The sequence below is a fragment of the Thermogemmatispora aurantia genome (genome assembly GCF_008974285.1).
Lineage (GTDB): Bacteria > Chloroflexota > Ktedonobacteria > Ktedonobacterales > Ktedonobacteraceae > Thermogemmatispora > Thermogemmatispora aurantia.
The window spans coordinates 204744-219172 of the sequence record NZ_BKZV01000005.1 but is presented as its reverse complement, the minus strand read 5'-3'; the positions used below and the strand labels follow the sequence as shown (position 1 = coordinate 219172).

Sequence of the window (14429 nt, the reverse complement as noted above, 5' to 3'; positions counted from 1 at the left end):
ACCCGCTATAATCTACAAGACATCCTTTAGTGGAGGAGAACGAGGGGTTTATGAAACGCACCTGGCAACCGAAGCGTATCCCCCGCAAGAGGGAACACGGCTTTTTGAAACGCATGGCGACGCGCGCCGGTCGGCGAGTGCTCAAGGCCCGCCGCCTGAAGGGCCGCTGGCGCTTGACAGTCTAGCGCCCCCCGCAGGCGGGCCATACTCACTTGGCCGACGGCGTCGACTCGCCGCCTGCGGTAGCTCCCTTCCTGGGGTGTCTCTTAAGGCGCTCTCTCTCACCTGTTGGTGAAGATGATAGATCAGAAGTTATCAAGACGGTGGCATTAAGACGCGAACTGCGCCTGCGCAGAAGCCGCGATTTTCAGCGGATCAGGCAGCAGGGAAGGAGTGTTGCCTCCAGGTTGTTGGTCCTCGCCTGGGCACCGACGGAGAGCGATCAGGTTCGTGTCGGCTTTGTAGTAAGTCGGCGCATCTTCAAACTGGCCACGCAGCGCAATCGTCTCAAACGCTTGCTCAGCGAGGCCATTCGGCCTTGTTTACCCCGGCTGCGCGGCGTGGATCTTGTGCTGATTCCCAGGCGCGAAGCGCTTGAGGCTGATCTACAGACGTTGAAGGCCGAGCTGCAGGTTTTGTTACGCCGAGCGCGATTGCTGCTGGCCAATGAGGCGTCTGGGCGGCAGCGCCCGGCAGGGAGTGTCCATAAAGGTCGATAGCCGTGAAGTACGTTGCAATGTTTCTGATTCGTGTCTACCAGCGTACCTTTTCCGTCATTCTACCCCCCTCGTGTCGCTTCGTTCCTTCATGCTCACAGTACGGGTACGAGGCAATCCAGCGCTTCGGGCTGATTCGTGGGGGCTGGCTGACGGTGAAACGCCTGGCACGCTGTCACCCGTTCTATCATGGAGATCTCTATGACCCAGTTCCTGAGCGCCTGGGCCAGTAGGCAAGATCGAGGAAGGCAGGAGAAATCCCGTGGGGATCAGTGATTTTATCAACGTCGTCTTTACGCAGCCCATCTTCAACGTTTTGATGCTGCTGTACCACCTCTTTGGCGATTTCGGCCTGTCGATCATCGTTTTGACGCTCACCATCCGCCTGATTCTCTTCCCGCTGACGCTGCAGCAGCTGAAGTCGGCTAAGGCGATGCAGGAGCTGCAGCCAGAGATCAGCCGCATCCGCGAGCGTTTCCGCGACGATCCACGCGCCCAGCTAGAGGCCACACAGGAGCTATACAAACGTTACAATATTAATCCCTACTCGGGCTGCCTGCCGTTGCTCCTGCAGCTGCCAGTGCTCTACGGGCTGTACTTTGCCTTCCGGGCGGTCATCGACGATGCCTCGTTGAAGGGAAATCAGGGGTTGGAGCGGCTCAATGGCTTTATCTATCCTTTCTTGCCAAAGTTTAGCCATTTCCCCAACGTCAACCTCGATTGGTTCACCTTCATTAACCCAGCCTGGCACCTGTCGCTGGCCCTACCTGACCCGACTCACATTCTGCCGATCCTGGCCGCTTTGGCCACCTTTGTCCAACTCTATCTGACTCAGTCCCGTAACAATCGCTCTCTCTCTGCAACGACTTCCTCCGGCACCAATACCCCTGATGCTCTGGCCGCTCAGCAGCAGACGATGAAGATCATGACCTGGCTGATGCCTCTGATCACCCTCTTCTTCGCCTGGAGCTTCCCCGCTGGCCTGGCCCTCTACTGGGCCGTTGGCTCCATTATCATGGCGGTCCAGTACTACCTGGTCACCGGTCCAGTCAGCCCCTTCTCCCCCTCCCGCAAAGAGGAGGAGAAGCAGCGTGAGCAACTGACCCAGACCCGTGTTCTTGAAGAGACAATTGAGTCACAGGAGGCGCGACCAGCTTTCTCGGAGGAACGCGCCTGGCGCAATGGTACAAGTGCATCACGCCGCCACCTGCGCAGCGCTTCGGCCCGTCGACGCGGCGTTGTACGAAGGAGGAATGCTACTCCCAGTTAGGAGGAGCTAGCATCGGTCAGGTTGTCTTGAGCCGGGCCGGGCCGGGCCAGGCCAGGCCGGACAGGACGGATACAGCACGGATAGAAGTTGTTATGCATTGGGCAGCGCTGGCCTCCTCCGGCAAATTCATAGTAGAGCTAATGAGCAGGCCTTGCCAGCCAGCAGAGGTTGGCTGCTGCCATACGATAACCGCCAAGGTCCAGTTCGGTTCGGTTGGTCTGCCCTATCCAGGTTAAACCACTGCCCCGGCTGGCAACCAACTGACCGATTTTCTTGCGCTCTCGCTTTCGCTTCTCGTTCTGCCCGGCATTGTGTGATACCTTCAAGGGAGGCAAGTAAGCAGTGGAAAGCATCGAGGCCAGTGGTAAAAGCGTTGAAGAAGCTGTCCAGCAGGCTCTGCTCCGTTTGGGCAGGCGCCGAGATGAGGTCGAGGTGACAGTCCTGCAAGAACCTGCACGCGGCGCCTTTGGGCTTGGCAGCCGCGAGGCACGAGTCCGGGTGACGGTTCGCCCCAGCCGCGGCGCGGTGATTACCCCTGAGATGGCCGACGCCATCCTAAGCCAGGTCGAAGCGGGGGAAGAGGATGAGGAGGATTTCTTCACAAGCGCCTCTCATGGCGCCTACGACAGTCAGGAAGAGTTTGCAGATTTCTCAGAGGATGAGGAGGAGCAGTATGGCGAGGAGCCTCTGCCGTTCTCCCAGGAAGTGCAGCCAACGGCTCGCCCTCAGCAGCTGCCTGGCGAGCAGATCACCTCTACGGCTCCCCCCGCCGTTAGCTCAGCCTCCGCTGGTGTAACATCCTCCTCGGCCCCCGTTGCTCCTTCTTCCGCCGAGACCTCCACTGGCTCACCCACCATTCAGGAGCCAGTGCAGCCTACACGCGAAGACATCGAACTGACTGTCGATGTGCTCCAGCAGATCTTGCGCTATATGAATATCCGCGCCTCGGTCCAGGTGCGCTCGACCGATCCGCTCACCCTCAATATCCAGGGCATTCATGAAAATCTGGGCCTGCTGATTGGCCGCCGCGGCGAAACGCTCTCTGCCCTCCAGCTGCTGGTGAACCTCATCGTCAGTCACCGCACGAAACGCCGCATGCGCATTATCGTCGATGCGGAGAACTATCGCCAGCGCCGCGAGGAGAATCTGCGCTCGCTGGCTCTGCGAGTGGCGCAGCAAGTGCGCAATTATCGCCGTTCGATTGCCCTGGAGGCCATGCCTCCCCATGAGCGGCGAATCGTGCACCTGGCTCTGGCCGACAGCCAGGATATCAGTACGGAGAGCATTGGTGAGGGAGATGCGCGCCGCGTGGTGATCTCTCTGAAGCGTCCCGGACGCTCTTAAACCAGGCCCATCCTCGACCGGCCAGCCCGGCTGACTGGCTCACTTCTCCTTCCCGCCCGAAGGGATCGTTGGCTCGCCACTATGCCGCTTGCTTGCTCTCATCTTCGCCATGAGGGACAGCGGCCAGGAGAAGTATAGCTTGTCCCAGGTGTAGGCGGGCAGATATAGGTGATCAAACTGTGCTGTGCAGCGCTGCGCACGCCAGAGGGGAGGTGTTCTTTTTATGCCTGCGACCGTCCTTCAGCCTGCTCGCGCTGAGCCACCAGCTTTCCTGAGTATCGGTCACATTACTCGCGATGTGCTTCCTGATGGCTCCTTCGCTCTCGGCGGTACAGTGACCTTCGCCACGTTGACCGTTGAGCGCCTCGGCCTGCCCGCAGCGCTTGTGACCTGTGCCTCTGCAGACATCTGCCAGCAGCTGCCTTCGCTGCTACCCGGTATTGGTCTGGCCGTTCGTATGGCAGCTAGGACGACAACCTTTGAGAATCGCTATCAGGATGGTTTCCGTATCCAGTATTTACGCGCACGCAGTGAGCCTCTGGAGATCGAGGATGTCCCCCTCCCCTGGCGTGCAGCTCCGATCGTGCTCCTGGCCCCCCTGGCTCAAGAGCTGACCCCTGAGATAGTCGCTCTTTTCCCGCGCAGCGAGGGGCGCATTCTGGCCGCAACTCCGCAGGGCTGGCTGCGGCGCTGGGATAGCGATGGTAGGGTCTGGCCCACACCCTGGGAGGCCGCTGAGCAGGTCCTTCCCCATCTGGATGCTCTCATCTTGAGCCATGACGACCTGCTGCCATTTGCCAACGGCAGCCGGGCGGAGGCCGAGGCGATTCTACGCCGCTGGAGCCAACTGGTACCTCTGCTGGTGGCAACGGCAGGCCGCGAGGGGGCCACGCTCTTCCGTAAAGGCCTGGCTCAACATTTCCCAGCCTATCCCGCACGCGAAGTTGACCCGACCGGGGCCGGCGATGTGTTCGCCGCCGCGTTTCTGGTGCAGCTGGCCCGCTCCGGCGATCCTGCTGCCGCAGTCGATTTTGCCAATTGCGTGGCGTCGTTCTCGGTGGAAGACGTGGGCACGCGCGGTATCCCCTCCCCTACCCAGGTGGAGAAGCGCCTGGCCCAGCGCCGAGGCTCAGAAGCTGGCTAACCCTCCCCTGCCCCAGTCGCCAACAGGTCCCTTTCGAGGAAGTCCGAGATAGGTAAGCAGACGGCAGAAAGAACAGAGACGCTGTACGCCAGCACCTCGCGCGTGGTAGAATGAAGAAACTGCTCATTACTCGGGAGGATATCGCGAGCGCCGACAAGGCCAAGCGCTATGATGGAGCAAGCATCGCTCTTTCCAGATCCAGCATCCAGCCAGAAGGACACACCACCGCGCACCAATACCACCGCCAGCGAAAACAGAGCTGCTGAGCCGCTGGCTTCCCGCCTGCGCCCCCGCACACTTGATGAGTTTGTAGGACAGGAACATCTGCTTGGAGAGGGGCGCTTGCTACGGCGCTGCCTGGAGGAGGACCGCGTCCCTTCACTGATCCTGTGGGGACCACCCGGCAGCGGCAAGACAACGCTGGCTAGCTTGATTGCCCAGCTGACTCGCGCTCACTTTGTGACGCTCAGCGCCGTTGCCGCCGGGGTGGCCGATTTGCGCCGTGTGACCGAGGAGGCCCGCAGGCTACGCCAGCTGCGAGGAGAGCGCACCATTCTCTTTATCGATGAGATTCATCGCTTGAATAAGGCCCAGCAGGACGCTATTTTACCCTACGTTGAGCAGGGCCTGCTGACCCTGATCGGGGCAACCACCGAGAATCCTTCTTTCGAGGTAAACGCCGCTCTGCTCTCGCGCTGCCGCGTCTTTACCTTGAATCCGCTCAGCGAGGAGGCCGTTATCCAGCTCCTGAGAAGAGCTTTACAAGATGAGGAGCGGGGCCTGGGCCGCTATCACCTGGAGATCGAAGACGAGGCTTTGCAACAGATCGCACGTTTCTCCAATGGCGATGCCCGCACGGCTCTCAATGTCTTGGAGCTGGCCGCCGCCGGCGCCAGAGAGGGACGGATCACCGCGGAAACGGTGGCCGAGGCCCAGCAACGGCGAGCCTTGCTCTACGATAAAAGTGGCGACCAACACTACGATACCATCTCGGCTCTGCATAAGGCCATCCGCGGCTCTGACCCCGATGCCAGCCTCTACTGGCTGGCGCGGATGCTGGAAGCGGGCGAGGACCCCCTCTTTATTGCCCGCCGCTTGATTCGGATCGCCACGGAAGACGTGGGCCTGGCCGACCCCCTGGCCTTACCTCTGTGCGTGGCCGCCCAACAGGCGGTCCAGTTCGTGGGCCTGCCCGAGGCTGATCTGGCCCTGGCAGAGGCCGTGGTCTACCTGGCTAGCGCTCCGAAAAGCAACGCCCTCTACCTGGCCTACGGGCGAGCGCGCGATGACGTACACCAGCAGCGTCAGGAGGCGGTACCTCTCTCACTCCGCAACGCTCCCACTACGCTGATGAAACAGCTGGGATACGGCAGAGATTATCAGTATGCCCATGATTATTACCACCAGCTTGAGGAGACAAGCGATGATCCTTCCCGACCACCAGCTGTGCAGTTGCAGGAGTACCTGCCAGCGAATCTGCAGGGAAGGCGCTACTATGAGCCTGGCCTCCAGGGCAACGAGGCCAGCATCAGACGCTGGCTGGAGCGACGCCGCACCTCTTCCACCCAAAGCCAGCCAGCATCGCCCGCGGCTCACTCTGATACCCACAGTGAGGGTTCTTCGTCCATTACTGGAGAGAGCCATTCTTCATGCTGATACAGATATCATCAAAAAGCAGGAAACTACCGTTTTCTTTTCAAAACACGTCTGCATTAAATTGATATACATCTATCCTTGACAACCTGGCAGGTTATCTTACATAATTATTGGGGCTTGCAATTTGTGCGTCTGGTGCTTTCGTCGAGCAACGTGCATTGACATTGTGCGCAGCGCCCAGGAAAAACTGATCGAGAAAGGGAGAGCTAATGTCTGGAGAAGAGAGGCAGCAATATACAGCAGCAAGGCGATCCGTCCGGCTTAGAAGAGACGAAATGCCCCTCCCTACAACGCAGACACGCCGTGGTGGCTATGTACCACCAGATCCGCTCGATTATCTTGCAGAAGACGATCCAGATGCATCACGACCACCGCGGCCCGGTAGTAGCGCCATTCGGCTCAACGACCCTCGTCTCACGGGGACGCAGCGAGCCATAAGCCCGCAGTCGACCACGCGCCAGATGCCGGTGCCCTACACCTACCGACGCAGCGCCCAGCAGCCGGTGACAACGACGGCCAGCCCGGCTATCACGGCGCGCATGCGAGCGACACCAGCGCCAGCTCTGCAGACCTCACAGAAAGCCCCTTACAAAAGTCCCCGCCCCGAGAGAGAGAAGGAAGCAAATCGGCGTATCCACTGGCTGCTCTTTATCGGCGTCGGCATGCTCGTCATGTTAGCCCTCTGGGTTCTTACTTCCTGGCTGATCTCCTGGGGCACCCAGCGCCTTGATGACATCCGCTATGGCTATCCGCGCACCTATCAGACTGACGCCGTCGTTGGTCACGGAGGCGACAGTCCTCAGCATCCGAGCCATTTTATCGCCATCAACCTGCACGGCCACATCATTGTTGTTGAACTGATGGCTGGCGATCCTGCGAAAGCCATCACCTACGGTGGCCCCTATCTCTATGGCACCAATTCGAATGTCGACCAGATTCCTCCAATCCTGGAGTTTAAGGACGTCAACGGTGACGGCAAGCCTGACATGATCATCCACCTCGGCGATCAGAACATTGTGTTCATTAATACAGGGACAAAGTTCAGGCCGTCTGATGCCAATGACAAAATCCATCTCTGAGCAGGGAAAGAGCCACGGACCAGCCACCGCTTTTCTCTGCCAGGGACCTGGGGGAGAAGAGTCCAGGCTGCCTCCCTAGCCAGGCAAGGCGACCACAGGTCGATTGAGGATCACAACAGGGAAACAGCAGAGATAAGATCAGCGCAAGAGTCAGGGTACTGCTCTGAGCAGGGGGATGACCACCACCGGCGCAGTATGGCCTTGCTGTTTTTTTTGATAATCTTTTCGGCCTTCTACCGTTCTGCACCGGCAGAGAAGCCGATAGGCGAGCGCCTCCCTCCGGTTATGCCGGTCAGGGCTGCGCCTTTTTTGGCTGAATGAAGATCCGGCGATAGCCCTCTTCTACCACCTCGGCGGGGAAGACGCGCAAGAGGGATACCAGGACAAGTACCAGCGTCAGCCAGTCGAATCCAGCATCCAGAGGCACCCCCAAGATAGTTCCCACTACAGGTAGCAGCATACTGCTTACCAGCTCACCAAAGGTATCGGGAAAGAAAAGTAAAAAGAGCAAGAGGCCACAGCCGCCCACAAAGAGCACCTTCCGCCCAATTCCGACACGCTCATGTCGCAGCAGGTAAGCAATCAAGCGAACGGTCTTGATGAGGTGAAAGAGTAGATCAAGGCGCCTCGGCCACAGTCGCCGCGGGCGCGTACCGGGCACAAGCAGTTCTCTCGACATAGCATTCCCTCCATTACTTAATACGTAGCAAGCGCTACCAGGGTTTTCCAGGCCGAGAGACCACGGGGAGTGATGGCAAGCGAGGCGGGCAGCTCTCCCAAATCCAGGCCCTCCAGACAGCAGGCAGGCAGATAGAGAGGAAGAGAGCCCGCCCTGCTGTCTGTGGTTGCTGCAGGATGAGCGCTCACTCTAATGGAACAACGTGGGAATCACCAGAGAGGCGGCATACTCTAAGTGCCAGATGACCAGGCCAGCAGTGACCAGGGCCAGGAGGATATGGAAAATGCGCCAGTAGCGAATGACATAGCGATAGAATTGCTCACGCCTCATGGCATGTTCGACCGCCTGCAAGGCAGCCATTTGCTCCTGGGCCCCGGGTAGCAAGGCCCCGGGACGGCTCAGGGGACTCTTACGATCGGGTACAAGGCGATAGCTCTGTTCATAGCGGCTCAGCTCCTGGGGCGTCTCCTCCAGTGTCAGATAGGCCAGGTCCCAGGGACCATGCAGGGTGCGCCCACGCCCAGCGCTTCCTCCGCGCTCCGGGGCAGCAGAGATAGCAGGTGAGGCCGAGGCCGGCGATGGGGTCAGGCCGCGCACACGCTGCATATTATGCTCGACGATGGCCTGCAGCTGCTGCGAAATGGCCTCAATGCGATCCTCTCCTTCCTGGGTCAGAGCCTTACTTGCCTCTTTCGCAATCAGGCGCGGCATGATTCGATCAAGACTGCGCCCGATGATACCACTGATGACCAGGGCAATGAGGCCATAGAGAGCATAAGTGCCGGAGCGCGGGTTAAAATTGCCAAAGGAGTGATAGAAGATCAGCGCCAGACCGGTCAGGCCAAAGAACATATGCCAGCCCAGGGCCGAGCGCAGTCCACCAATCACCTTTTTGCTCTTACGCGAGCGGCGATGCAAGCTATAGAGGAGGCCGGCCAAGAGGAGAAAAACGGTGCCCAGGACGGCATAGATCAGACCCACAAGGCTATCAGGGGTCGGATCGCTCCCATTACGACTATACCAGATACAGAATGCCAGCCCAGCCACAATGATGAGCAGCCCGAGCGCTACACGCAGTAAATTGCGTGGCTTGATATACATGAAAAAGAGTGGATAGCCTCTCGTGCCAGCCCACTCTCGATCAGAGGCATAATCATAGGGCGAGGAAGAACGCGAAGCCGGCATCAGTTCAATCCTCCTCTCCAGAACGGTACAGACGGATCTTCAGCCACATCATCATGGCGTCACGGTGAAGGCCCACCGGACAGGGAGGCACGCAAGCACCACACTGATAGCATGAGCGGGCAAAGCGCGCAACCGGAGCCGAGATCGGACCGCCGAAGGTCTCGCGATTGAGGACATCGATCGTCAGGGGTTCATCAAGAGCTGGGCAAGCAAGCAGACATTCGTTGCAGCCAATGCAGGCCTCAAGTTCCTGTTGAACCTGAGAAGCGGTTTTATGTAAAAGGACAGGATTACGCACTTAACGTCCTCCCTCCCGTTTCTCACTGTAGGATCGGCTGTGCTGCATCTGCGCTGGACTCTGGCGAGGGAATGCGGGCAGCACAGGATCGCTGTAAGCCCACAGATTGCGCCGTCCTCCGCGGCCCTGCTCTTGACGAGAGGGCAGGTTGCCAGAGTTCAAGCGTCTCCCTGCCTGTCCTTGCCCTTGCTCCGGCAGAGCAGGCAAGGTGCCGGTGAAAGGGCTGATCTCCTCTTCTTCGTGTAAGATAGGATAACGGGAGCCAGCATGCGCCGCAGGAGCGGAGGCCGGAGCATGCTGAGGGGTGGCGACTGGCCCGGTAGAGATTGGGGGTAGTTGCTCGGTTGTTGGTAGACGAGGCTCAAGCTGAGCTGCTGCTGTAGCCGGAGCAGGGCCACGAGCGGCGGGAGCTGGCTCGGGTGTGGTCTGAGCGGTCGCCTGAACAGGAGAGGGCTTCACACTAGCCAGGCGTCCGCTGGTCACCAGATCCTGGGCGGTGTAGGTGCGCTGGCGTGTCAAATACTGGCGGGCGTCGAACTCGCCTTTCAAGAGGCCCTTCAAAATATCGCGTACGGGCAGTTCTTCATCGATAATGCGCTTGATTGCCAGGCTATCGGGCTGCATCGGACCGAGCGAGAGATAGCCAATGAGGCGTTCGCCCTGCAGCAAGAGACGGCGATAGCCGCCGCGACCGGTATCAGTTAGCACATAGGACCCAGGAGGTGACTGCAGCGGATTACCTACGTAGAGCATCGACAGATCGCCCAGGTGCGTCGCATGCCAGGGAACACCGAACGGGCGCACGGCTTCACGGTGGCCAGTCATCATCGCTCCAGCCATGCGGCCTTGCTCCACAGCGGCGTACCATAGAGCGCGTGGCTCATACTGACCGGTGAGCGGGTTTTTGAGGGCCGCCACATCGCCGGCTACATAAATATCACGGACACTACTGCGCAGATGGTCGTCGACCAGGATGCCATTTTCGTGCTTGAGGGGCAGATCACAGTGTTTTGCTAGAGTCGTCACCGGCTTTGTGCCAGTGCAGGCCACGACCAGCTGGCAGGGGATAAACTGCTGATGATTGGTCACTACGCCAATGACACTGCCTACACGGCCCACAATGCCGATTACCTCTGTAGAAGTATAGACGGTCGCCCCGGCCTGCCTGATGCGCTCCAGCACCATCTCTGAAGCGGTCTCATCCAACATGCGCGGCAGCAGGACAGCGCTGCGGATCAACCAGTGGACATGGATGCCCCAGTGCAGCAGGCACATCACTGTTTCACAGGCATGGGCTCCGCCGCCAATCACCACGGCCTCCTCGACCTCGGGCAGACGGCGCCGCAGATCCAGGTAGTCCTGAAGACGGTGCAAGGTCAGGACGCCATCGAAATCGCGTCCCGGCAGGTGAGAGGGCAGGGCAGTAGGCGTACTGCCAGTGGCTAGAAGCAGCGCTCCGTAGCCAAAGGCACTGCCGTTGGCCAGGGTCACAGACTTGCTCTGGGCACTGATTTTTTCGACCCGCGCGTGGATCAGGTGGATACGCTCCTGTCGCTCTGTACCGGGGGGATAGGCTAAAAGCTGCTCACGGGTCAGTTTGCCAACGGCGAACTGTTTGAGCGCGGGCGTATTGATCGTGGGATGGTTCTGATCGCTGATAATAGCAATACGGGCATCAGGTTCGAAACTCCGCGCCTGGAGGGCCGCGGTCAAACCAGCGATGCCGTTGCCAACAATCACAATATCAGCCCGATCAATACTGGGCTGCTCAGTCCCTTTGAAAAAGGGCGCCCGGTGACCTGCATGATCCTGTCTCATATCTCCTCTATCTGTACTCACCCATCATCTTCGTTCATCACCTGAGTGTGACCAGCTTCTTGCCTTCCTGCACACTGGCCAGGCCCTCGCCTTTGACCGGCCCCGGCTCCAGCGATGAGGCCTCTGTTCCCCACTCGCGTAATTCACCCTCCCCACCTACCAGGCTGGAGGCTCACTGCTCTCGCTCCCTGCTCGTGCTCTGCCTGGTCTCCGTACTCACTGCCGCTGCAGACCAGCTCATTGGCTTTGAGCGCTCAGGCGTCAAGCCGGTGAGCCAACGGCGACAGTTAATCTACCTGAAAGGCAATCGGAGGCTTGCCCGTGGTCTGTGGATAATAATAGACATCGGTATGCGCTTTCTCACGCAGGTGCCGCTCCATATGCTGCAGCGCCAGACGACAGCGCTCTACGCAGAGAAAGCGCAGGCGTTGACCGCTGGCAGTCTGAAGCACAAAGCTCATATCGGCCTGCTGAATCGCCACAATTTTGCCATCGGCGTGCTCCACACCTGGCCCTTGGGTAACTGTTGGGTTGAACAGGGCGAGCGGGCTAATGCAGGCCAGCGATAAGATAGCTACCAGAAGCAGGACAAATATGACAGCTGTGCTACGCGGAGAAATCATAATCGCTAGCCCGGAAATTCATATCCATACATAGGAGTATTTTATATCAAGGTATTCCGCAGGGTACGGTACCGCCGTGAAATTAGCCAGAATGTCTTAGCATAGCGCGACTCGCATCCCGAAGAGTAGCCGCGTAGAGCAAGAGCAGGCGGGACAGGTTTCCCCAGGAACAGGGGCGCAGACAAAGCACCCCGTTGCTCCCCTACCAGCGTCACGTCCAGACGAAGCCACTCTTCAATTTGGGTATTAACAGATCGTGGAAGGTAGTCCCTCACAAACAGTAGCGCTGGCTGTCGCCCCCATGCCGGTGACTCGCCTTGCCTTGCCGGCACGCCGCCTGGCCTCACCTGGCTTAGCCTGGCCTGGCTTGTCGCTGAGCCTGAGCGCCTGTCTCCTCACCGCTGGTGGTGTGCGTGGTGTAGCGTGGAGTGATTTGGGGCCTGCTGAGCTTAGAACTGCGGCGGTATCCAACGCCCCTGCTCTGAGCGCACCGCGATGATGTGGTCATAGGCCACCCATTCGACATGCCCCTCATAGCCTTTGGTGGTGACGGTGACGCGGGCATAGCGGTAGCGGTCATTGGACAGGTCTACCACCCCTTCCCAATAGGGCTTGCGTGTCCCGTCAACGATATAGCGGATGCGCTTCCCTGTGAGCGCGCGTGACATGGTGACCTCCCCTTGCTGTCAGCGCCGACATTGTATGAGCAGCGCTAGAGACGTATGACCACGTCCCGACACACTGCCAGCCCTGTGGGGGTGCATAGTGATATCGACGGAAGACGACGCGGAATGCGTCCAGGTGAAATATGCGGTGCATCGTCATGGGATCTAGCGCCAGGCGAAGCATGCAACGTGTCGGTGGCAGCACGATCCGTCTCTTGCCTGAGACGATCTCTAGCGTGTAGCGTTCTAAGCCTTCCACATCCAACTTTTGCAAGCGTACCCGTTTCACCATAGCAATTCTCCTGACCTGCAACAGTGGGCTATGCTCTGTAGCACCAGCGTAGTTACGCGATGTAATTTTACCATCTTTCTATACGGACTGCAAGCATACTTACAGTGATACGATGCTGTTAGATCGCATAGAGCTTCGGTCTAGGCAGGCCATACGAAAGTGCGATATAGTGCTGCGTGCAAGAGACGGAATCAGCAGAGGAGAGACGCGGTGTATCGGCTACGAGTCAAGGAGCACCTGGAGGCTCTGGGAAAAAGTCAGCAATGGCTGGCGCTACAAGCGCGGGTGCCAGAGAGCCTCATTCGACGGATGGTCAAGGACCCTACGTATGCCCCGACATACATCACGCTGGCCAAGGTGGCGAAAGCCTTGCGCGTCTCTGTCGATGCTCTGATCGAAGAGCTTCCTGACGAAGACGAAGACCATCGCCCAACCTAGCTAGCCAGCCAGTTAGCTCGGCGACCTCACACCATGACCAACCTGCTCCACCACCCTCTTGACAACCAGCAAAAACGGTGTGTACAATAACACCAGCATCGCAAGGTTACACACCAGTACCTGTCACCTAAACAACATGCCATCGACCCGGGACTAAAGCGGGCCGAGACGCCAAGGTAGCTCAGTTGGTAGAGCACAGCACTGAAAATGCTGGTGTCGACGGTTCGATTCCGTCCCTTGGCACCTCCCTTTAACCACAAGACAGAGGCTAGCATGGGAAAGGGAATGTTCACCATGCTGGCCTCTGTCTTTTCTCTTTTCAGTCCAGCATAGTTGTTGGAACCTGGCCAGGCCCAAATCAGGGCGCTGTTAATTGACAGGTTGACCTGCCTGTGGCAGAATGGGGCTGCTCTCCTCGCCCGCGACAATCGTAGGGCCGTCGTCGCACCATTCCATCGATGGCGCTCTGGCTCCTCTCGCTCCGCAAGGACAACACAGCGAGGAGGAGAATTTCCGTCAGACGCGAGGAGACTCAAGGTCGTTGAGCAAGCAGCATGATGGATCAGAAATCGTCTCAGAGCCTCCTGGACGCGGCTATAGAGCAGAGTCTACCCAAGGATATCCTTTCGTCAAGCGCCAGGCTCCTAGAGCAGGCAACGCTCTCGCTGCAAGAAGGCAGGCGCACATCTGCAGGGCGCCTCGACTTGCAGAGGAGGGAGCGCACCAGTCTCTTTCCGTGGCGCGGCCAGTTCTCTCCACAACTGGTCGAGCTGCTTTTGCAGCACTATGCAGAGCAGGGGACTGTCGTCCTGGACCCCTTTGTGGGCAGCGGTACCACCCTTTTTGAAGCAGCCCGCCAGGGCCTGAGCTGCTACGCTGCAGACATCAATCCGGCAGCGGTGGCGTTGTCGCAGACAGTCTACTTTGTTCGTCTGACACCCTCTGAACGCCAAGATCTGATCCAGGAGGCGGAATCTCTTTTAAAGAAAGCGCTGCAGCTCGCCTTTATAGATCTTTTCTCCCTTAGTGATCTTGAACCTAGGATTGATGACTATTCCCACCCCAAAGAAGAAATCATGCTTTCTCTGATAAAAGATACGAATAACCATCTTTTTAAGAATTATACTAGTCAACACATTAATTAAATATTTTGAAAACAAAAACAAAAAGGGAAATAACTGGTATACATCTTTCCATGAGCTGGCTGCGATTATCAGAAATC

Annotated in this window: 16 protein-coding genes and 1 tRNA gene; 11 read left to right on the top strand and 6 right to left on the bottom strand. The window is 58.5% G+C overall.

Annotation, left to right across the window (positions count from 1 at the left end; all coding sequences use genetic code 11):
• The first annotated feature begins 50 nt into the window (after nt 1-50).
• From rpmH to KTAU_RS15875, 8 genes are all read left to right on the top strand, one after another.
• Nucleotides 51-185 carry a 50S ribosomal protein L34 gene (gene rpmH, locus KTAU_RS15910; RefSeq protein WP_069805928.1) on the top strand — a complete coding sequence of 45 codons (135 nt, stop codon included), beginning with the start codon at nt 51-53 and terminating at the stop codon, nt 183-185.
• A gap of 138 nt (nt 186-323) precedes the next feature.
• Nucleotides 324-719: a ribonuclease P protein component gene (gene rnpA, locus KTAU_RS15905; RefSeq protein WP_170293343.1), complete on the top strand. Its 396-nt coding sequence runs from the start codon at nt 324-326 to the stop codon at nt 717-719.
• A 17-nt stretch (nt 720-736) separates the two neighbouring features.
• Nucleotides 737-949, top strand: a complete 213-nt coding sequence (gene yidD / locus KTAU_RS15900; protein ID WP_228026495.1) for a membrane protein insertion efficiency factor YidD — start codon at nt 737-739, stop codon at nt 947-949.
• Between the two features lie 29 nt (nt 950-978).
• A complete protein-coding gene (locus KTAU_RS15895) occupies nt 979-1986 on the top strand; it encodes a YidC/Oxa1 family membrane protein insertase (protein WP_151729304.1) in 1008 nt (335 codons plus the stop codon).
• Between the two features lie 342 nt (nt 1987-2328).
• The gene (jag, locus tag KTAU_RS15890) at nt 2329-3330 is read left to right on the top strand and encodes an RNA-binding cell elongation regulator Jag/EloR (RefSeq protein WP_151729303.1); all 1002 of its coding nucleotides are present in this window, start codon (nt 2329-2331) and stop codon (nt 3328-3330) included.
• A gap of 223 nt (nt 3331-3553) precedes the next feature.
• Nucleotides 3554-4474, top strand: a complete 921-nt coding sequence (locus KTAU_RS15885) for a PfkB family carbohydrate kinase (RefSeq protein ID WP_151729302.1) — start codon at nt 3554-3556, stop codon at nt 4472-4474.
• 168 nt (nt 4475-4642) lie between these two features.
• Complete coding sequence (locus tag KTAU_RS15880) at nt 4643-6130, top strand: replication-associated recombination protein A (RefSeq protein WP_151729301.1); 1488 nt, start codon at nt 4643-4645, stop codon at nt 6128-6130.
• A 275-nt stretch (nt 6131-6405) separates the two neighbouring features.
• Entirely contained in the window at nt 6406-7209 is an 804-nt protein-coding gene (locus KTAU_RS15875; RefSeq protein ID WP_151729300.1) for a hypothetical protein, read from the top strand.
• Between the two features lie 292 nt (nt 7210-7501).
• On the opposite strand, the gene KTAU_RS15870 is transcribed toward KTAU_RS15875, so the two are convergent.
• The 6 genes from KTAU_RS15870 to KTAU_RS15845 form a co-directional block, all read right to left on the bottom strand.
• A complete protein-coding gene (locus tag KTAU_RS15870) occupies nt 7502-7888 on the bottom strand; it encodes a hypothetical protein (RefSeq protein ID WP_151729299.1) in 387 nt (128 codons plus the stop codon).
• A gap of 189 nt (nt 7889-8077) precedes the next feature.
• Entirely contained in the window at nt 8078-9073 is a 996-nt protein-coding gene (locus tag KTAU_RS15865; RefSeq protein WP_151729298.1) for a hypothetical protein, read from the bottom strand.
• 4 nt (nt 9074-9077) lie between these two features.
• The gene (locus KTAU_RS15860) at nt 9078-9371 is read right to left on the bottom strand and encodes a 4Fe-4S dicluster domain-containing protein (RefSeq protein ID WP_052891136.1); all 294 of its coding nucleotides are present in this window, start codon (nt 9369-9371) and stop codon (nt 9078-9080) included.
• Nucleotides 9372-11189, bottom strand: coding sequence for an NAD(P)/FAD-dependent oxidoreductase (locus KTAU_RS15855; RefSeq protein WP_151729297.1), 1818 nt, complete (start codon nt 11187-11189; stop codon nt 9372-9374). It lies immediately after the preceding gene.
• A gap of 287 nt (nt 11190-11476) precedes the next feature.
• Nucleotides 11477-11812 (bottom strand): hypothetical protein, encoded by a 336-nt coding sequence (locus KTAU_RS15850; RefSeq protein WP_112430609.1) that lies wholly within the window; start codon nt 11810-11812, stop codon nt 11477-11479.
• Nucleotides 11813-12261: 449 nt separating this feature from the next.
• The gene (locus KTAU_RS15845) at nt 12262-12480 is read right to left on the bottom strand and encodes a hypothetical protein (RefSeq protein ID WP_151729296.1); all 219 of its coding nucleotides are present in this window, start codon (nt 12478-12480) and stop codon (nt 12262-12264) included.
• A gap of 499 nt (nt 12481-12979) precedes the next feature.
• Here KTAU_RS15845 and KTAU_RS15840 point away from each other — a divergent pair, with 499 nt between their 5' ends.
• From KTAU_RS15840 to KTAU_RS15830, 3 genes are all read left to right on the top strand, one after another.
• A complete protein-coding gene (locus KTAU_RS15840; protein ID WP_069804777.1) occupies nt 12980-13207 on the top strand; it encodes a helix-turn-helix domain-containing protein in 228 nt (75 codons plus the stop codon).
• A gap of 170 nt (nt 13208-13377) precedes the next feature.
• A tRNA-Phe gene (locus KTAU_RS15835) sits at nt 13378-13450 on the top strand.
• 461 nt (nt 13451-13911) lie between these two features.
• The gene (locus tag KTAU_RS15830) at nt 13912-14352 is read left to right on the top strand and encodes a DNA methyltransferase (protein WP_170293342.1); all 441 of its coding nucleotides are present in this window, start codon (nt 13912-13914) and stop codon (nt 14350-14352) included.
• Nucleotides 14353-14429: the final 77 nt, after the last annotated feature.